General features: G+C 68.9%; 11 protein-coding genes. 4 read left to right on the top strand and 7 right to left on the bottom strand.

What is annotated here, in order from left to right:
- Positions 1-294: 294 nt before the first annotated feature.
- Positions 295-1,431, bottom strand: coding sequence for a glycerophosphodiester phosphodiesterase family protein (locus RUU78_RS04545; protein ID WP_313914119.1), 1,137 nt, complete (start codon positions 1,429-1,431; stop codon positions 295-297).
- Positions 1,432-1,761: 330 nt separating this feature from the next.
- Here RUU78_RS04545 and RUU78_RS04540 point away from each other — a divergent pair, with 330 nt between their 5' ends.
- A complete protein-coding gene (locus tag RUU78_RS04540) occupies positions 1,762-3,408 on the top strand; it encodes a hypothetical protein (protein ID WP_313914117.1) in 1,647 nt (548 codons plus the stop codon).
- A 146-nt stretch (positions 3,409-3,554) separates the two neighbouring features.
- On the opposite strand, the gene thrC is transcribed toward RUU78_RS04540, so the two are convergent.
- The 4 genes from thrC to RUU78_RS04520 form a co-directional block, all read right to left on the bottom strand.
- Positions 3,555-4,865 (bottom strand): threonine synthase, encoded by a 1,311-nt coding sequence (gene thrC, locus RUU78_RS04535; protein WP_313914116.1) that lies wholly within the window; start codon positions 4,863-4,865, stop codon positions 3,555-3,557.
- A complete protein-coding gene (locus RUU78_RS04530) occupies positions 4,862-5,785 on the bottom strand; it encodes a homoserine kinase (protein ID WP_313914114.1) in 924 nt (307 codons plus the stop codon). Before RUU78_RS04530 ends, thrC begins: the two co-directional genes overlap by 4 nt.
- Positions 5,785-8,301: a bifunctional aspartate kinase/homoserine dehydrogenase I gene (gene thrA / locus RUU78_RS04525; protein WP_313914112.1), complete on the bottom strand. Its 2,517-nt coding sequence runs from the start codon at positions 8,299-8,301 to the stop codon at positions 5,785-5,787. The genes RUU78_RS04530 and thrA overlap by 1 nt, the downstream gene beginning before the upstream one ends.
- Positions 8,302-9,221: 920 nt before the next feature.
- Entirely contained in the window at positions 9,222-10,307 is a 1,086-nt protein-coding gene (locus tag RUU78_RS04520) for an HRDC domain-containing protein (protein WP_313914110.1), read from the bottom strand.
- Between the two features lie 95 nt (positions 10,308-10,402).
- Here RUU78_RS04520 and RUU78_RS04515 point away from each other — a divergent pair, with 95 nt between their 5' ends.
- Complete coding sequence (locus RUU78_RS04515; protein ID WP_313914108.1) at positions 10,403-12,322, top strand: SUMF1/EgtB/PvdO family nonheme iron enzyme; 1,920 nt, start codon at positions 10,403-10,405, stop codon at positions 12,320-12,322.
- Positions 12,323-12,449: 127 nt separating this feature from the next.
- On the opposite strand, the gene RUU78_RS04510 is transcribed toward RUU78_RS04515, so the two are convergent.
- The gene (locus tag RUU78_RS04510) at positions 12,450-13,856 is read right to left on the bottom strand and encodes a hypothetical protein (protein WP_313914106.1); all 1,407 of its coding nucleotides are present in this window, start codon (positions 13,854-13,856) and stop codon (positions 12,450-12,452) included.
- A gap of 13 nt (positions 13,857-13,869) precedes the next feature.
- Positions 13,870-15,333, bottom strand: coding sequence for a hypothetical protein (locus tag RUU78_RS04505; protein WP_313914104.1), 1,464 nt, complete (start codon positions 15,331-15,333; stop codon positions 13,870-13,872).
- Positions 15,334-15,856: 523 nt separating this feature from the next.
- Here RUU78_RS04505 and RUU78_RS04500 point away from each other — a divergent pair.
- The gene (locus RUU78_RS04500) at positions 15,857-18,658 is read left to right on the top strand and encodes a diguanylate cyclase (protein ID WP_313914206.1); all 2,802 of its coding nucleotides are present in this window, start codon (positions 15,857-15,859) and stop codon (positions 18,656-18,658) included.
- A gap of 69 nt (positions 18,659-18,727) precedes the next feature.
- On the top strand, positions 18,728-19,141 hold the full coding sequence (locus RUU78_RS04495) for a hypothetical protein (RefSeq protein ID WP_313914102.1): 414 nt from the start codon (positions 18,728-18,730) through the stop codon (positions 19,139-19,141).
- Positions 19,142-19,194: the final 53 nt, after the last annotated feature.

The raw sequence follows: 19,194 nt of genomic DNA, 5'->3' as shown, positions 1-19,194 counted from the left end.
GAATCGGGAATCGGGAATCGGGAATCGGGAATCGGGAATCGGGAATCGGGAATCGGGAATCGTAAAGACGTCCGCGGCGGTCGGTGTGTCAAGCGCTCGTCCGGCCCGTTGGGCGTTCGCGGGCGCCAGAACCTGACGGTTCTGAGCGTCGCCCGCTCTCCCTCCGACAAAGTCGGGGGGAGAGGGAGGACAAGCGCTCTCCCGGCCCGTTGGGCGTTCGGGGGGGGCGTCAGAACCTGCGGTTCTGGGCGGCGCCCCGCTCACCCGTGAACCGGGCGTGGAGAGGAGTGATTTCTAGCGGTGCGCGTCGCGCACCGCGGCGCCGCGATCCGGAAAGTCGGTGAAATAGCCGTCGACGCCGGCATCGAGCAATTGCCGCAGCTCCTGCTCCATGCTCAGGGTTTGGCCCTGCGGATCACGCACGAGAAACAGCGCTTCCGTGCGCAGTGTATACGTGTGCACCTGTAGTCCCGCCGCGTGGGCGAGCGCCGGCAACGGATGCGCGACGCCGGTCAGGGCCGCCGTCCCCGCGGAGTCCCGCATGCGCACGAGCAGATTGTCCTTCCACGGCGCGATGCCGTAGGCGTAACGCGCGCGCATCCAGTCCAGTACGGGCGCAGTGGCGAGATCGCCATAGCCAATCGGTTGCGTCTGCATACCGGGCAGTACCGTGCGCAGCCCCGGATACAGCGCATCGGGATCATCGCCCCGCGCCGCATGCCAGCGCAGGTCGTAGGGCAGGGCGAAGTGCTCGTTCCGCGGCGTGACGGCATCCGTATCGCCAAACAGCTGCATGAGTCGCGCATCGAGTCCCTCGGCCGGCAGAAGCCGCGTACGCAGCTCGATGAGGTTGGCCAGCTCGAAGGACTGGATGTAGATCCGCGCCGGATCGTGGAATCCGCTGCGCACGAGTTCGTCGACGAGCAGCGCCGAGATCGAGCGTGCGATCGGCGTGCCGTCGAGATGGCGGCCTTCGTGTTCGAAATACGTCGGATGCTTGGTCTCGGGATAGATCGCGACTGGCCGCGGTGCCGCGGCGGCCAGTGCGATGACCTCGGCGAACGTCGGGATCGCGAACGCGCCGTCGTAGTGCGTGTTCGTCGGGCGCAACTCCGGCAGGCGTTCGCGCGCGCGCAAGGTGCGTATTTCCGCGAGCGTGAAATCTTCGGCGAACCAGCCGTCGATCTCTTCGCCGTCGACGCGCTTGCGCGTGCGCCGATCGGCGAATTCGGGATGCCGCGCGACGTCGGTCGTGCCGCCGATCTCGTTCTCGTGGCGGCAGATCAGCACGCCGTCGCGCGTGACCACGAGGTCCGGTTCGATCGCGTCGGCACCCTGTTGGATCGCCAGCGCGTAGCTTTCCAGCGTGTGCTCGGGCCGGTAGCCGCTGGCGCCGCGATGGGCGATGACGAAAGGGCGTTCCGCGGGCATGCGCGATTCCGTAGGCGTGACGGCCGTCTGCGGGCTGCAGGCGGCCTGCAGCGCGATCAGAGCAGCCGTTGCCCAGCCGCGCAAGCCTGCTGTCTTCCGATTTGAGCCGGTGATGTCCATGGCACGCCAGGCGAAAGCCCCGGACGCAGTGTCCGCGCACTGTCTTACCGTTTGCGAACGGCGCCGGACGATTTGTCCGGTGCGGCGCCGGGATTACCGGACAAGCTCGTGATTCTTCGATCGGCGCGCGGTCCGCAGACTGCTCGGGCGGCAACGCGTCGCGGGCGCCGCCCACCGCGCGTTGCAGCTTCCCCTATGCAAGGAGCAGGCATGAAATCGCAGAGAGCTCGATCCTTCATTCGCGCGGCGTCGTTCGCGCGTCCGCTGCTGCTGGTCGCCGCGTTCGGCGTCAGCGGCACCCTTCACGCCGCGACGGCTCCCGGCGCGCCCGCCGGTCCGCCGCAGCGACACAACCTGACCACGTCCGGCGCGCAGGAGCAGGCGTCGATTGCGAGCGACGCGCAGGGCGGTGCCGTTGCCGTCTGGTACAGCGCGCCCGCGTTTCCCGCCCCGCAGGGCGTTCGCGCGCGACGCATCGATGCGGCCGGAGCGCCCTATGGCAGCGAGATCGTCGTCAATTCGACGCCGCTGTACGGCTCGATCGCCCGTCCGGAAGTCGCCGCCGACCGCGACGGCAATTTCAGCGTGGTCTGGACCAATCTCGGTGCGTCGTGGACCTCGTTGCCGCATGTCTACCGTCGCCGTTTCGATGCGGCTGGCAACGCGCTGGGCCCGGAAATGCGCCTCGACGACCTGGCGACGAACGAAGCCGGCACGGCAACGATCGCGATGAACGCCAGCGGCGCCAGCGTCGTTGCCTGGTATGCCTACGGCGGTGGTACTCACTTGCGTGTGCGTCGCTACGACCCCGCCGGCGTGGCGATCGGCAGCGAGATCACGGTCGCCACGATGGCGACGACGATCTACGGTCCGCAGATCCGCGTCGGGCTCGACGACGCCGGATGGTTCACCGTGGTCTGGACCGAGGACAAGAACAACGGCGCGAACTACGACGTATTCCGCCGCCGCTACGATGCGACCGGCACGGCCCAGGGCTTGGCGCAGCGGGTCAACAGCGCGATCACCGGACCGCAGCGCAAGGCCGACATCGCGATGGACGCGGCCGGCAACAGCGTCGTGATCTGGGACAGCCTGCCGTCGAGCAACAACGTCCGCATCGTCGGCCAGCGTTACGACAGCGCCGGCTTCGCGGTCGGAGGCGAGTTCGTCCTGGCGTATCAGTGGCCAGGCGCGGCTTCGCATGCCGCGGTCACCATGGCGCGCGCGAGCGGCGAGTTCACCGCGACCTGGCGCCGCGACGGCGGCCAGGTCTATCTGCGGCGCTACGCGGCGAACGGCACGGCCTACGGTGACGAGTTCGTCGCATCGACGACGGGAACGGGACACAACTATCCGCGTCTGGCCAGCGACGCCGACGGCGATCTCAGCCTGATCTGGCGTGACAACGAAGGCACGTCGAGCAACGACTATGGCGTGATGGGACGCCGCTACGCGGGCCAGGCCAGCATCGATCTGGGCGCCGATCTGAGTGGCAGCATCGATGCGTCCACCACCCCGGTCACACTGGAATACCGGCTCGACGTGCAGAACCTGCGGCCTGCGACCACGACACCCGGGCTCGGCAGCGCCAGCGGCATCGTCGCGCTCGTCAATCCACCGGCCGACGCAACGCTGCTCAGCGCCACCGGCGTCAACTGGTATTGCGACACGGCTTCCGGCGTGCCGCGCTGTACCTACCTCGCACCGCTCGCCGCTGGGGCCGTGGCGTCACCGTTGGTCGTGCGCGTGAGCGCCGGTCCTGATTCGGCGCCGGTGGCGAGTGTTCAGATCAGTGGCAATCAATACGACGCGGTGACGGCGAACGACGGGGATGTGGCGGTGCTGAATCTGCCCTAGCGGATGCCGTAAACGCGTTGTTTTTGTGTATTGAAGTGCTCTAGGGAAGTTTCACTCTCGTGCCTGTCTCCAGGCAACGTTGCCTGGAGACAGGAATTTCCCGGGTCATTTCTGGTTACGTGCAAACTCGCGCAGTCGCCGGATGCTCAAACCGCCCTCAGTCGCTGCGAGAACGCCGCATAGTCCGCCGCCAGCGGCTCGGCCCGCGCCGGCCTTTGCAGCAACGCCGCCAGCGCCGGCGGTATTTCGACGGTGCGGCCAATCAGCGGCTCGACGATGCTCTCGAACTTGGCCGGGTGCGCGGTAGCGACCACGCACCAGTCGCCATCCGCGCCGTCGCGGCGCAGGTCTTCCAGCACCCGCACGGCGGTCGCCGTATGCGGGCAGAACACTTCGCTGTGGTCGAGGAAGCGGCGCGCGATGGTGTCGCGGATCGTCGCGTCGTCGACACGCCGCGCGACGAAGGCCTGGCGCAGTTGCGCGTCGTCGGGATACAGCCAGCGCAGGCGCTCGAAGTTGCTCGGCGCGCCGACGTCCATGGCGTTGGCAATGGTCGCGACACTCGCCTGCGGTGCGTAGGCGCCGCCGCCGAAGAACCGAGGCAGCACGTCGTTGGCGTTGGTCGCGAGCACGATCCGGCCCAGCGGCAGGCCGATTGCGCGCGCGAGGATCGCGGCGAATGCGTTGCCGAGGTTGCCGGTCGGTATCACGAAGTTCAGCGGCTGACCGTGGGCGCGCCAGTGCGCGAGCGACGCCGCGGCGTAGTAGCTCATCTGCGGCAGCAGGCGGCCGAGGCTGATGCTGTTGGCGGAACTCAGCGGCACCTGCGCCTGCAGGTCCGCGTCGTTCAAGGCCTGCTTGACCAGCGCCTGGCAATCGTCGAACGCGCCATCGACTTTGTACGTGTGGATATTGTCGCCAAAGCAGCCGAGCTGGTGCGCCTGGCGCGGCGACACGCGCCCGTCGGGATACAGCACGGCGACGCGCAGTCCGGGCCGGCCGTGGAACGCCGCGGCCACGGCGGCGCCGGTGTCGCCGGACGTCGCCACCACGATGGTCAGCGGAACGCCGTCGATGCGCGGCAGCCGCGCGAGGCAGGCCGCGAGGAAGCGGGCGCCGAAGTCCTTGAACGCGGCCGTCGGACCGTGGATGAGTTCGAGCACGAAATCCTGCGGCGTCGCGAGTGCTTTCAGCGGCGCGGGGAAGTCGAACGCCTCGCGGCAGATCGCGGCGAGATCGCCGGCCAGCGCTTCGCCAGCGAGTCCATCCCCGGCAAAAAAGGGCTGCAGCAGCCGTGTCGTGATGCCGGGCAGGTCCTCGCAACCGTCGAAATCGCTTACCGAGAACTGCGGCAGTTCGGCTGGCACATAGAGGCCGCCGTCGGAGGCGAGGCCCGCCGCGATCGCGGCGCCGAGGCTACAAGGCGCGGCCTGGCCGCGCGTGCTGACGAACTTCATGCGATGACCTCGGCGGCCGGGCCGGCGACGGGAGACAGATAGGCCTGGCTCGTGAAACCCGCTGCGGCGAAGGCGGCCTGCATCGCCGGCGCGGCGCGCTGCGCCTGTACCGGCGACTCGAACCAGGCAAACACGCTGGGCCCGGCACCGGAGATGCTCGCGCCCATCGCGTCGTGATCAAGCGCGGCCTGCTTGACCGCGGCGAAGCCTTCGATCAGCGGCGCGCGGCGAGGCTCGACGAGCACGTCCTCGAGGCCGGCACGAACGAGTGCGGCATCGCCGCGCCAGCACCCGGCCAGGACCAGGCTCAGGTTCGCGCTCTGCGTGACGAACTGCTTGAGTTCATAGCTGCCCTGCAGGGCGGCGCGCGCGCGCCGCGTTTCCAGTACCGCGTCGGGGTGTACGAGCACACAGGTCCATTCGGGAGGGACGGGCACGGAAACCGTATGGTTCGCGGTGGCGAGGACCACGCCGCCGAGCAGCATCGGCCCGACGTTGTCGCCATGGCGGCCGCCGCTCGCGACGGCTTCGCCGGTGACTGCGAACGGATACAGCGCGGTGCGCGACAGCGGTTCGTCGAGCAGCGCATTGGCCGCGACGAGGGCGGCGATGCATGACGCCGCCGAACCGCCCATGCCCGAGCCCAGCGGTATGCCCTTGTCGAGTTCGATCTCGAAGCCGTAGTCCAGCTGCAAGGCCACGCGCAGCGCGATCAGCGCCGCGCCGGCGGTATTCGCCGGTGCCGCCAGCGGCAGGTCGACCGTGCTGCCGCGGATCGCGCTGATGCGCACTTCGGGCTCGTCGATGCGCCGCACCGTGGCGCGGTCGCCGGCGCCGGTGATCGAGTGGCCGAGGATGTCGAAGCCGACGCCGATGTTGCCGACCGAGGCCGGCGAAAACGCAGTCGCGGACGTACGCATCAGACGCGTGCTCCGAGGTTGCCGGCGACGCGCAGCAGGTCGGCGAACACGCCGGCCGCGGTGACTTCCGGTCCGGCGCCGGGGCCCTGCACCACGAGCGGGTTGTTGCAATAGCGCCGAGTGGAGAATTGCACGATGTTGTCCGTCTCGCGCAGGTGGGCGAACGCGTGTTCGCGCCCGAGTTCGACCAGGCCGACACTGGCGCCGCCGTCGCGATCGAGGCGCGCGACATAGCGCAGCACCTTTCCGGCCGCCGCGGCGGCGGCCTGGCGCTGCGCGAACGCGGCGTCGATTTCGGACAGGCGCGCCATGAATTCATCCGGCGCGGCGTCGCGCAGTGCGGCGGGCACGAGGCTTTCGACGCGCACGTCGTCCAGCGCAAGGTCGCGACCGGCTTCGCGCGCGAGGATCACGAGCTTGCGCGCGACGTCGGTGCCGGAAAGATCGTCGCGCGGATCGGGTTCGGTATAGCCCAGGCCATGCGCTTCACGCACGAGCGCGGAGAACGCGGTCGAGCCGTCATAGCGGTTGAACAGCCAGGCCAACGTGCCGGAGAAGATGCCGTCGATCGCGAGCACGTCGTCGCCGGTGTCGAGCAGGTCGCGCAGCGTGCTGAGCACGGGCAGGCCGGCGCCGACCGTGGCCTCGTAGCGGAACCGCGCGCCGCCGCTCGCCATGGCCGCGCGGATCGCGCGGTAGCGGGCGAGCGGTCCGGCGCCGGCCTGCTTGTTCGGCGTGATCACGTGGATGCCCGCAGCGAGCCACGCGGCATAGCGTTCGGCCACGCGGTCGCTCGCGCTGCAGTCGACGATGACGGTGTGCGGCAGGTGCGCGGCCTGCAGGTGGTCGGTGAACGCATCGAGATCGGCATCCAGCGCGGATTCGTCGAGGCGGCGCTGCCAGTCCGCGGTGTCGCCGCGATCGTCGAGCCACATGCGTCCGCGCGAGGTGACCGCGCGCAGTCGCAGGTCGAGGTTGCTGTCGCGCTTGAGCCGCGCCTGCGCCGCATGCAACTGGTTCAGCAGCGCCGCACCCACCTTGCCTGGGCCGATCACGCCGACCGACAGGGTCTGCGCCGACAGCCAGAAGCCCGCATGCGCGGCGCGCAGCGCCTTGTCCGCGTCAGCGCTGGCGACGGCGACGGAGATGTTGCGTTCCGAGGCGCCCTGGGCAATCGCGCGGATGTTGACGCGCGCCCGCGCCAGCGACGCGAACAGGCGCGCGGCGACGCCGGGCGTGCCGGCCATGCCGTCGCCGACCGCGGCGAGCACGCTGATGCCGCGGATCAACTGCACGTTCTGCACCTGCGCATTGGCCAGTTCGCGTGAGAACGCGGTCTGCAGCGCGCGGCGCGCGGTGTCGGCTTCGCTCTCGCGCACGACGCAGCAGATCGAATGTTCCGACGAGCCCTGCGAGATCATCACGACCGAGACCCGCGCGTCGCGCAGCGCGGCGAAGACGCGCTCGGCCGTGCCCGGCACGCCGATCATGCCGGCGCCTTCGAGGTTGAGCAGGGCCAGATCCGGCGACAGGGTCAGGCCCTTGACCGGGCCGGCGTCGTCGCCGGCGGCGCTGATGCGCGTGCCCGGATGGTCCGGCCGGAAGCTGTTGCGGATCAGGATCGGCAAGCCGCGGCTGATCGCCGGCGTCATGGTCTGCGGGTGTACGACCTTGGCGCCGAAATAGGCCAGTTCGCAGGCTTCGTGATAGGACAGTGCGGCCAGCGGCACGGCCTCCGGCACGAGGCGCGGATCGGCCGACAGCACGCCGTCGACATCGGTCCATATATGCAGCTCTTGCGCTTTGAACAATGCAGCAAAAATGGCGCCGGAATAGTCGCTGCCGTTGCGGCCCAGCGTGGTGATGCGGTTGGCGCCGTCGCGGGCGACGAAGCCGGTGATGATGATGCGCGGTGACGGGTTGGCCTCGCGCCATCGCGCCAGGCGCGCCTCGCTGGCGGGCCAGTCCACCGCGACGCCGAGATCGCCGTGATGCACGACGAGCACGTCGCGCGCGTCGAGCATGGCGACGTCCTCGCCGAGCGCGCGCAGGTGTTCCGACAGCAGGCGGGCCGAATAGACCTCGCCGAGTCCCTGCACGCGCTCGAGCGCTTCGCGCGTCGGCGCGGCGAGCACGGCGAGTGCATGAAGCAGTTCGGCCAGTTCGTCGAACTGGCGCTGCAGCCAGTCGGCGCTGGCCGCGGCGTGCTCGACTAGCAGTTCGTCGGCAGTGCGCAGATGGCGCTCGCGCAGCGCGTGCCACGGCGTGCGCCAGTCGCCGCCGTCGGCGGCGGTGTGGGCCAGCGCGATCAGCGCGTCGGTGACGCCTTTCATCGCCGATACCACACTGGCCTGTATGGCCTCGCCGCGTGCGCGCAGCAGACCGGCGACATGGCGATAGCGCGCCGCATCGGCGACGGACGAGCCGCCGAACTTGTGCGCGATGACGGACAGGGGCGCAGGTTCGGCCGCCTCGGCGGGTTCACGATCCTGCAAAGCGACAGCGGACGAACTCATGCAGCCTCCATTGAGGCTCCGCGTTCCGCAGGATTCGGGACTCGCGCCCGCATCCTGTAGGAGGTGCGGGGCCGTTTGCGTTTAGAAACCTATTCGCGCACGACTCGCCGCACCACGCTAGTCGTGGTGGACGTCGTAATCGTCGTACCGGAGCCAACGCCGCAGGCCGCCGCGGGGGCGGTCAATCGATTCGGGCGGTGGCGGGCCGGTGTGCGCATGAAACCCGAGTGGAACGGATGCGCCGGCGGCGTGTCAAGCAGCGCGAAGGAATATGCAGTTCGACAGGATGATCGGCCCGAGCTTAAGGACCCGTTCAAAGCTCTCTGAGTGCTGCGCGGGGCATTCGGGCACCGATCAGGTCTGTGGGGGCCGCGTTCACTTGAACCGGCACATCGTCAGCTTGGACACCTCGTCAGGACTCGCAACCAGAGGGGGCGCTCCGCTCGAGCACGATGTGGTGGAGACCCTCATGAAAAACGACACGCACAACGCAACCACCGCGGTGGGTCTCGTGGCTAACCGTGCCCTGGAGTGCGGTGCTCCGATTGCGCCCCTTCGTCGATGTGAGAGTCCCATGCGCGGTACTGCCCGAAATACTGAATGCAAGCTCAAACTTCAACCGCTCTTGCGAGTACAGAAAGGCGGCACGATTGCCACTGTCGGTCTCGAAGATTGATGTGCCATGCCCGGCGACAAGTTCGTCGGTTCGAGTTGCAAAGGCGTAAGACCATGCCTCTACGGACCCGCTTAGCGCTGTCGAAGAGAAGGACAGAAGCCCGATCAGAAGAAACAGTCGCATCATGAGAGTCGTGACACCTGAATTAAGCCGAGTCGCGAGGCGACGTCGGCTTGAATGAAAAGGGGAGGGCTTACCGCTCCCGCTTGGCTTAGTACCACGCAGCCCGCACCCCGCAGCGCCGCTACAGCTTCCCGCTCAGCGTCTCGAACAGAAGCGCCTTGCGCCAGCCCTCGAGCGCTTCAGGCCATTGCCGATCGAACACGAACGCCTCGATATGCCGGCGGGCGCACAGCAGGCCGTCGGGGATCTCCAGGCCGGCGGCGATCGCGACGACCTCGTCCTTCATCGCGGCGATCGTGCGTTTCTGTGCCGGCGCCGGCATCGGGAAGATCGGCGCGAAGTCCATCTCCTCCGGCGTCAGCGGTTCCTGCAGCACGGCGAGCAGTTCGTCGCGCTGGGCGCCGCGCAGGGCGCGCAGGCCCTTGGCGCGCTGGAACAGCTCGTCCGCATCGTGCGGTGGCTTTGTCACAAAATCCATTATGTGCATGTCGTCGAGCAGCCACGGACGCGGCTTGTCCACGCGCCGCGCGGTCGCCTCGCGCCAGAGCAGCACGCGGCGCAGCAGCGCCTGTCGTTCGGGCGGCCACTCCGCGGCGCTCTTGAAGCCGCGCTGCGGCTGGGTGTCGCCGTCGCGGCTGCGTGCCTTGTGCAGCAGGCGCTGGCAGTCTTCGGCGTGCCACTCGCGGCGGCCGAGCCGGTCGAGCCGCGCATCCAGTTCCGCATGCAGCATGGCCAGGTGGACCACGTCCTGGGCCGCGTAGTCGAGCTGTTCGGCGCTGAGCGGCCGGCGCAGCCAGTCGGAACGGGTTTCCGCCTTGGGCAGGTCCACGCCGACGATCGCGGCGACGAGCTTCTGGTAGCTCAGTCCGGCGCCGAAGCCGGTCATGGCCGCGGCGATCTGCGTGTCGAACAGCCGGCCCAGGCCGGCAGGCACTGCCTCGGCCAGCGCTTCGAGATCTTCGCTCGCGCTGTGCATGACGCAGGTGTTGGCCGGATCCGCCAACAGTGGCGCCAGAGCGCCGACACCGGACAGCGCGAGCGGGTCGAGCAGGGCGATCTCGCCGTCGAGGTTCACCTGTACCAGCGCCAGGCGCGGATAGAAGCTGTCGATGCGCATGAACTCGGTATCGAGTCCGATAAGACGGGTGGAGGCATGCCGCGCGACGAGCGCGGCGGCAGCCTCAGGCTGCGCAATCCAGTGGTGCACGCAAGACTCCAGTAAGGGCGTGCGGCGCACGCGGTTGTCAGGCAGAACGCGTTAGCCTAAGGTCAGTTGTCCCTGCTGTCACATTCGACGCGCGCATGGCTGGTTCTGAAAACGTCCGCAAGCAGACCACATGGGGTGGGGCAGCGGGTATCGCCTTGCTCGGTTTCGCGCTCGTATACCGCTTTTTTCCCGAGGTCATCCACGTATCGCCGGGGCAGCGTCCGACCAGCCTGCCGATACGCACCAGCGCGCCGCCGCCGCCGATCGACGTGCGCGCCAACACCCAGGCCATCGTCGAATTCGGCCCGCCGCGCGAACTGGCTGCCGCGGACCCACCGGTTCCCGAGCTGCCGGCCGAGCCTGAAATCCCCGCCACCGAGAGCATCACCGCCCTGCTCGCACGTGCCGACAAGGCCGTTGCCGACGGCCAGCTGTTCGAGCCGGCCGACGCCAACGCGCTGGTGCTGTATCGCCAGGCGCTCGACGAGGACAAGACCAACCGGCGCGCACGCAGCGGCCTGGCCGCGGTGCAGGACCTTCTGCTGCAGGACGTGACCACCGCGCTTGATCAGGGCGATACCGCCGAAGCGCAGCGCATCCTCGCGGGCCTGGACAAGGTGCCGCACGAGCAGGCGCGCTTTGCCGAGCTGCGCACGCGCCTCGCGCGGGCGCAGGAAGTCGATCCGCTGCTCGCCAGCGCGGCCGAGCTGCTCAAGCAGGGCAGGGGCCTCGAACCGGCCGGCGCGAGCGCGCTCGATGTCTACCGGCGCGTGCGCGAAATCGACCCGACGAATGTGCTCGCGCAGCAGGGCCTGGAACAGATCCAGCGTGGCGTGCTCGAACGCGCGCTGGCCGCGGTCGCGCGCGACGATTTCGCGGCGGCCGACGCGGTGCTGGCCGAGGCCGCTGCGATCGCGCCGGGCTCGCAGGCGCTGCTCGACACGCGCACGCGCACCGAAGGCGTGCGCCGTCAGCGTGCCGAAACCGTGCTCGCGCAGGCGCAGTCGGCGCTGGATTCGGGCAACGCCGACCTGGCCGAGCGCCTGGCCGTGGAGGCCCAGGGCATCAGTGCCGACCTGCCCGGCGTCGACGAATTCCAGATCAAGCTGCGCAATGCGCGGCTCTACGCCAGCATGAAGCCGGGCCAGCTCATCAGCGATCCGTTCCTCGATCGCGCCGGCACGGCGCCAGCGGTGCTCGTGGTACCGACGGGCCGGTTCCTCATGGGCTCGCCCGACTCCGAAGAGGGCCACCGCAGCGCCGAAGGACCGCAGCGCGAAGTCGTCATCGACAGCGGTTTCGCGCTGGGACGCAGCGAGGTCACGGTCGGCGAGTTCCGCGAATTCATCCGCGCGAGCGGCTACCGCACCACGGCCGAGCAGGAACGCGGTTCCAGCGTCTACGACGAGAACTCCGGCCGAATGGTCGAGGGCAAGGGCGTGACCTGGCAGGACGACTACCGTGGCCGCCGCGCCGCCGACAGCCTGCCGGTGATCCATGTCAGCTGGGACGACGCGGCCGCCTATCTGGTGTGGTTGGCCGAGCGAACCGGCAAGGCCTACCGCCTGCCGTCCGAAGCGGAATACGAATACGCGCTGCGCGCAGGCTCGGCCACGCGCTTCCCCTGGGGCGACGGCGATCCGGTGCGCCCGATCGGCAATTTCACTGGCGCGGGCGACCGCTCACCGGCCCATCGCACCTGGCGCAAGGCGTTTCCGCGCTATACCGACGACCACTGGGGCCCGGCGCCGGTGCGCAGTTTTCCGGCCAATGCGCTGGGCCTGTTCGACCTGGAAGGCAACGTGTCGGAATGGGTCGAGGACTGCTGGCACGACACCTACATCCGCGCCCCGCGCGACAGCAAAGCGTGGATCAATCCCGGCTGCGAGCGCCACGTCGTGCGCGGCGGTTCCTGGGGCAGCGACCCGGACCAGGTCCGCTCGGCGTTCCGCCTGTCGGCCCTGGCGACGACGCGCAGCGGGCGCGTGGGTTTCCGGGTGGCGCGGGATCTTTGAACTAAAGCCCTCCCCTTGAAGGGGAGGGCTAACGCGTGCACCTCAGATTCGCATCTTTGCATCCGGTGCTCTGCCAGGCGTCGCCAGGCCGCTTTGTATTAATGTAGTTTTCTCTATTGTTATAGAGTCACTTGCTCGCCTTGCACGCCATCGGCTTGCCGTACTGCTTGTACTGGCCGTACTGCTCGAAGGCGACCTGCATCTGCAGCGAGGTGTCCATGCTCAGCAGGCCCTGGTACTGGCCGCCGGTATAGGCCATCGGGAACTGGTTGTTGCTGAAGTACTGGGCGTTGTCGACCGAGTTGACTTCGCACTGGCCGTTGAAGCCGAAGATCGGCGGCGCGGTGGTCGAGGTGGCGGCAAAGCCGATCGGCGGGGCGAAGCCGCCGCCGTGGCAGGACAGGCAGGATGACAGCTTGTTGTCGACCGGACCGGCGAGGCGGCCGTTGCAGCCGAAGTGCTGCGGTGTGCCGATGGCCGTGTTGAGCACGCTCTCGTGTACCGGGATGCTGCCGGACTGGCCGACCGCGGGGAAGGTCCACGGATCGCTGCCCCACTGCAGGCCGACCGGTTCCAGCTTGTCCCAGGCGGTCTTGCCGGCCTTGTTGCCGTTCCAGGCGAAGGTGCCGAATACCCAGCGCGTCGGCGAGCGCGAGTCGACCACGGCGATGTCGAGCTGGATCAGGCGCACGTCGGCGACCTTGCGTTCACAAAGGAAATCTTCACCTTTAGGAATATGCCGATCAGCCTGCCAGGCCGGCGAATCCTTGAGATAGGACACGTCGGCCGGCGTCGCCGTGGTGAACAGCAGCTTGGCGACGACCGTGCCTTCGGGGAAGGGGAGGCCGGCCGGCGCCGGGACGCCGCCGTAGTTGCCCGCGATCGGCACGCCGTCGCGGCCGATGCTGCGGCCGATCGCATAGGCACCCCAGCGGTTGTAGACGCCGAAGGCCCAGGTCTCGAAGAACTGGGTCGACTCCTTTCCGTTGGCGAGCAGCAGCTTGCTGACGCCGCGGTCGATCTCGACGTCTTCGCCGAAGTCGGAGAGCGTGGCGGTGCGCTCGTTCGTCATGCCATGCACGTATTCGCGACCGCGCGTCGGGTCGTAGGCCATCCACGGCACATGGAACCAGCGGCTGTCGTTTCCGACCGTGGCCTTCCAGCCGATCTCGTTGCGCAGGGCCGGGTCCTGGCCTTTCTTGACGTAGTCGAGCACGCGCTCGATGTAATCCGACCACGGCGCGCCCCAGGTTGGCGCGGGGCCGCTGAGCGGCAGCGTGAAGTCGACCTTGAGGTCGAGCCAGGTGCATTCGGATTTCGGGCAGGTACCCGGATCCTGCGTCGGGTAGTCGTGGCTGAGCTGGAAGGTCGGTCCCTTCCAGCCCGGCGGCGCGGGCACCACGGCGTTGCGATAGCCGATCGTCGCGGCATCGGTACGCGGCGTGTCGCTGCCGCCGCGATCCTGCGCCTGGGCGCTGGTGCCGGCGAGAACGGCGAGCAGGGTTGCTGAGAGTACGGTGGCGGTCTTGGACATGACGGCTTCCTGTTCAGCGCTTGGGCTTGGGTTTGTCGGGCGATTTGATCGGGCTGGCGACGGGCTGCGGGCTCCAGGCGCGCAGCGCCAGGATCCAGCTGAAATCCGCGCCGGAGCGCTGCGCGCCCTGGTGGCAGTTCTGGCAACTGTCGTACTGGTGATACGTCTCCATCGTCACGTTGGAGACCTGGCACTGCGGGAATGCGAGTCCGCCCTGCGCCGGCGGCGTGCCGTCCTCGCAGCCGAAGTCGTTGTTCAGCGGCGTGGTCGGCGGCACCGACGGCGCGGTCGACCACTGCGTGCCGACCAGCAGGTAGTTCTCCCACACCGTGCCTTTGAGCAGCGCGCGATAGCGTGCGTTGATGTCGGTGGTGGAGTTGCCCGCCGGCGTACTCGGTATCGCCGACAGGCGCACGACGTTGATCGGCGCCGGGTCGTAGTCGTCGGGGCCGGGAACGCGGCTGGCGCCCGGATGATCGGCCGGATTCGAACGCGGGATCTTCTGCTTCCTGTACAGCTCCGGATCGAAGTACGACGCCTGCATGTCGGCCGGCGTGGTCGGATCTTCGCCGAGATTGTCCACCTGTTCAAAGGTGGACCAGACCCATTGCGGAAAGTCGGCGGTCTTGTGCGCGATGTGGAAGCCGACCAGGCCGGCCTTCATCGGCTCGCAATCGCAGGTGGTGCGGCCACCGGTCTCGGTCGTGCAGGTGCCGGGCTTGGCGGCGAGCGCATCGATCGCGAAAAAGCGCGTCTGGAACTTCGCCGGCACCTTGGCGAGGTTGCGCCAGGCGGCCTTGACCTCGATCGATCCGAGCTGGTCTGCGGAGCTGGCCGGGAAGCTGATCGGCGGCTTGCCGCTGGCCGGCCAGTTGCTGCGGTTGTAGTAGCCGTTGCTGCGCACGTAGTCGTATTCGACGCGGTTCACGCGCACTTCGAAGCGCGTGAAGTAGCCGGTCTGGTCGGGCAGCGGACCGGCGAAGGCCTCGTCGATCTCGTCGGCGATGCTGCCGAACTCGCTGGTCATGTCCAGGCGCGGACGTTTGTCGTCTGCGGGTATGTTGCGGCAGACCGCGTAGCCGTTGGGCTGGTCCCAGGCCGGCGGCTCGCTGCCGTTCTGCGGATACAGATCGAACGCGGTCTTCCAGCGCATCCACGCCGGCGCGAAGCGCGCGTCGTACTTGCCGAACACCGACGCGTTGCCGGGCTGGTAGGGCTCGCCGTGGTCGTCGGCCAGCGACGGCCACATGATCGCGATGAAGTTCTGCCACGCAAAGGTGTCGAACATCGGCCGCGTGTCGATCGGGAACGCCGAGAACGGGAACGACGGCACCGTGCGCGGAATGTTGCCGTCGATGGTCGGCTTGAGTCTGGAATAGTCGGGCGTGGTCTGGGCCAGCGCTGGACCTGCGGCGGCGAGCGCAGACAACAGCACGCCGCACGCGGCACCGAGCGCCGCATTGCCATCACGTTGCATTGAAATTCTCCCCTCGAACGTTTCGGAACAAGCCCTGGCGCGTCGCTCGCGTCCCTTGCGCCCGATCTCCACCACCCGGCCAGACGTGTCGTATCTGGCCGTCCGTCCCTTGACTCAGGAAGACTCCGAAACGGTGAAAGGCCTTCCCACCCTTCACCGTTCCGTCGCGCTGCGGATGTATCGCGTTGCCGCGCAGCGGGTATAACAGTGGACCTTTGTAACTGGGGTGTCAACGCGGATTTCGCGGTGGATTCCGCGTGATAGGCGAGGCGTGGATTCGACGCTTTGCTCGTCAGTTGAGGCATTCGCGCCACCGCGCCGGGCCTGCACCGCGAGGCGCGTTTCGCGCGCGTATCGGGCGGCCTGCGCAAGACGCATCGCACGCGCTTGCGGCCTCAGCCACTGCCCAGGCGCGTAGCGCGCGGCGATACGCTAGCATCGGTCCATCTGCGCGCCGCAACGGCGCCAGCGACAGGGGACGGGCATGCGGTCGGGCACAGTACGTCGCGGATTCGCCGGCGTGATGCTGTGGCTTTTCGCATCCGCGCTGTGGGCGGCCACGCCGCTGATGACGCGCTTCCCGCCCGACCTCGACGTCTATCCGCAATATTTCTCGGTCGCGCGCAGCAGCGACGGCCTGCTGTATGTCGGCACCATCGACGCCGTGTTGCGTTTCGACGGCGTGCGCTGGGAGTCCTTCGCGCTGCCGCGGCCCGGTGCCGTGCGGGTGCTGCAGCGCGACCGCCACGGCCGGCTCTGGTTCGGCGCGAACGACAGCTTCGGCTGGATCGAGCGCACCGCCGACGGCGGCGAACGCCTCGTCGATGTGACGGCCGCGTTCGAGCCCGAAGTCGGCGCCATCGGTTTCGCCGATGTCTGGGATGGCCTCGAGCGCGACGACGGCATGTATTTTCGCGCGCTGCGCTGGCTGTTCCATGTCGATGCGGACGGACGCCGCCTGCACGCCTGGCATGCACCGAACCGTTTCGGCGGCATCACCGAGCACAACGGCGAGCTGATCGTGAACTGGCGCGGCGAAGGCCTGAAGAAACGCGTCGGCGATCGCTTCGAGCTGATTCCCGGTGGCGCCAGCTTCGCGCAGCAGCCCGCATTCACGCTGCTTTCGCTCGATGCGCACCGCCTGCTCGTGCACGACGAGACGCCGCGCCTGGTCGTGCTCGAGGACGGCGTAGCGCGCCCCGTGCCCGTGGTCGGCGACGGCGACACCGGGCATTTCCAGGACGGCCGCCTGCTGGATGAGCGCCATGTGGTCTTCGCCAGCGATGACGGCGTGCTGCGCATCGTCGACGTCGCCAGCGGCGCGCTGCGCCGCATCCGTCTCGGCAGCACGTTTCAGAACGGCATGGATGTCGACAGCGACGGCGCGTTGCTGGTCGTCGACGACGTCGGCGTCGTGCGCCTGCCGTGGCCGGTGGCGTGGAACGTCTACGGCGAGGACGACGGCATCAGCGGCAGCGTGCACGATGCGCAGCTGCTAGCTGGACAAATGCGCCTGCAGACCGCGTCGGGCGAGATCGTCGCGCCCTGGGACGAACATGGTGCGCACGCGCGTTTTGCCGGACAGCGCGACCACGGCGGCGAAGCCTGGAGCCTGCTCGTCGACGGCGACACGCGGCTGCTCGCCGACACCTATGGCCTGCAGCGCATCAACGGCACGCCGGCGCGCCTGGGGCCGGACGATCTGTATCCGCGCCTGCTGCTGCGTTCGCGCTTCGATCCGGCACGCGCCTGGGTCGGCGCCGAAGCGGGCTTCGCGGTCCTGCAGCGCGGCGCCGACGGCTGGCAGCTTGCCGCGCGGCATACCGACATGCGCGCGCGCGTCATGAGCATCGTCGAAACCGCGAGCGGCGAAGCCTGGCTCGGTAGCGAGGACCACGGCCTCGTGCGCGTGCGCCTGGCCGCCGATCCGGCGCAGCCGCCGCAGATCGACCGCTTCGAGGCCGCGCTGGGCCTGGAGCCCCAGGACCAGGTCGTGGTCAGCGAACTCGCCGGCGTGCTCTACGCAAGTGCCAGGACCGGCCTGTTCCGCTGGGACGGCACGCGGTTTTCCGCGGACGCCATCGACGGCCTGGCCGCGCTGTTGCCGGCGCAGGAACTCGTGCGCCTGCGCGAGGGCGTGGGCGGCGTGGCCTGGGCCTACAGCTTTCGCAGCGTCTACAAGCGCGACGCGGCGCGGCGCTGGCAGCGCATCGATGCAGTGGACCGCAGCGCCGGCGCGATCGAAGTCGTGACGGCGCTGCCCGACGGCGACCTCGTCATCGGCAGTTCCAGCCGCCTGCTGCACTACGACGCCGCGGCTGCACTCGCGCGTTACGCCGAGCCGCAACTGCGCCTGCATTCGGTGCGCCTGCAGCCGCGCGAAGGCGCGAGCCGCGCGCTGGCGCTCGACCAGCAGGCGCAGATCGACTATGCCGCGGGCGGGCTGACCTTCCGCGTCGGCCTCGTCGATCTTGCGCGCACGTCGCCGCCGCAATTCCAGGCGCGCGTGGCCGGGCTCGACGAGCAGTGGTCCGACTGGAGCCCGCGCGCCGAATTCAGCTACGCGCAGATCCCGCCGGGCGACTACCGCTTCGAGGCGCGCGCGCGCAGCAGCGGCGGGCATGAATTCCCGTCGCAGGTATTCGATTTCCGCATCGTGCCGCGCTGGTACCAGCGCGCTTCGCTGCAGGCGCTCGCGGCATTGCTCGCGTTCCTGCTCGCCGGTTTCGCACTGAGCCTGACCCTGCGCGCGCGCATACGCCGGCTCGATGCGCGCAACCGCACCTTGCATGCGCTGGTGCGCGCGCATACCGCCGAGCTGGAACTCGCGAACACGCAGCTGCGCGACCTCGCCGAGCGCGACGGACTCACCGGCGTGGCCAACCGCCGCCGCTTCGATCAATTCCTGGCCGCGAGCCTGGAGGCCGCGGCGCAGACGCGCCGCCCGGTCGCCGTGCTGCTCGCCGACGTCGACCACTTCAAGGCCTACAACGATGCACACGGCCATCTCGCCGGCGACGGCGTGCTGCGCTGCGTGGCCGCGGCATTGGTCCACGGCGTGCGCGAGAACACGCTGGTCGCGCGCTTCGGCGGCGAGGAGTTCTGCCTGGTGGTACCGCAGTGCGACCTGGCCGCGGCGGGCGAACTCGGCCGGCGTCTCTGCGCGGTCGTGGCCGAATCCTGCGGCGTCACGATCTCGATCGGTGCCGCGGCCACCGTGCCCGAGGCAACGGATGCGGTTGACCTGCTGCTCGCGCGGGCCGACGCGGCGCTGTACCGCGCCAAGGACGGCGGCCGCAATCGCGTCGAGACGGCGACCGATTGATCCTGCGGCGCTTGCCTTGCGCACCCGCCCGACGCACCATTTGCGCCGTTTTTCCTCGTCGTCACGGCCATGCGTTCCAGCGGCATCCTGCGCTTCAGTCCCGAATTGCGGCCCGGCTCGCATCAGCGCCGCGACGGCGGCAGTTCGCGCTGGTGGCTGATCATCGACTGCGATCCGGAACTGGGACGCTACCTGCGCCACCTCTATCTGCTCGCGCAGCACCGCACGCGCTCGCTGCAGAATCCATTGTGGGGACCGCACATCAGCGTGATCCGCGACGAGGCGCCGGCCGATCCCGCGGTGTGGGGTCGCGGTGACGGCGAGCGCGTGGCGTTCGACTTCGACCCCGCGGTTCGCGAAACCAACGGCTTCTTCTGGTGTCCCGTGGAGTGCGCCGCCGCGCTCACGCTTCGCGCCGGCCTTGGCCTGGCTCGCGAACCGCAGCCGCCGCTGCACCTGACCATCGGCAACGCGAACCGGTGAGCGGGTTTCCGCGCGCAAAACCGGCCCGCATGCGCGCGGCTCGACCCCGCGCA

The sequence above is a fragment of the Tahibacter sp. genome (assembly GCF_032229445.1).
Lineage (GTDB): Bacteria > Pseudomonadota > Gammaproteobacteria > Xanthomonadales > Rhodanobacteraceae > Tahibacter.
This window is presented reverse-complemented; position numbering and strand designations above follow the sequence as displayed.

Coding starts and splice junctions, on each gene's coding strand:
- RUU78_RS04545 (WP_313914119.1), bottom strand. CDS start 1,431: ATGCCCGCGGAACGCCCTTTCGTCATCGCCCATCGCGGCGCCAGCGGC.
- RUU78_RS04540 (WP_313914117.1), top strand. CDS start 1,762: ATGAAATCGCAGAGAGCTCGATCCTTCATTCGCGCGGCGTCGTTCGCG.
- thrC (WP_313914116.1), bottom strand. CDS start 4,865: ATGAAGTTCGTCAGCACGCGCGGCCAGGCCGCGCCTTGTAGCCTCGGC.
- RUU78_RS04530 (WP_313914114.1), bottom strand. CDS start 5,785: ATGCGTACGTCCGCGACTGCGTTTTCGCCGGCCTCGGTCGGCAACATC.
- thrA (WP_313914112.1), bottom strand. CDS start 8,301: ATGAGTTCGTCCGCTGTCGCTTTGCAGGATCGTGAACCCGCCGAGGCG.
- RUU78_RS04515 (WP_313914108.1), top strand. CDS start 10,403: ATGGCTGGTTCTGAAAACGTCCGCAAGCAGACCACATGGGGTGGGGCA.
- RUU78_RS04510 (WP_313914106.1), bottom strand. CDS start 13,856: ATGTCCAAGACCGCCACCGTACTCTCAGCAACCCTGCTCGCCGTTCTC.
- RUU78_RS04505 (WP_313914104.1), bottom strand. CDS start 15,333: ATGCAACGTGATGGCAATGCGGCGCTCGGTGCCGCGTGCGGCGTGCTG.
- RUU78_RS04500 (WP_313914206.1), top strand. CDS start 15,857: ATGCTGTGGCTTTTCGCATCCGCGCTGTGGGCGGCCACGCCGCTGATG.
- RUU78_RS04495 (WP_313914102.1), top strand. CDS start 18,728: ATGCGTTCCAGCGGCATCCTGCGCTTCAGTCCCGAATTGCGGCCCGGC.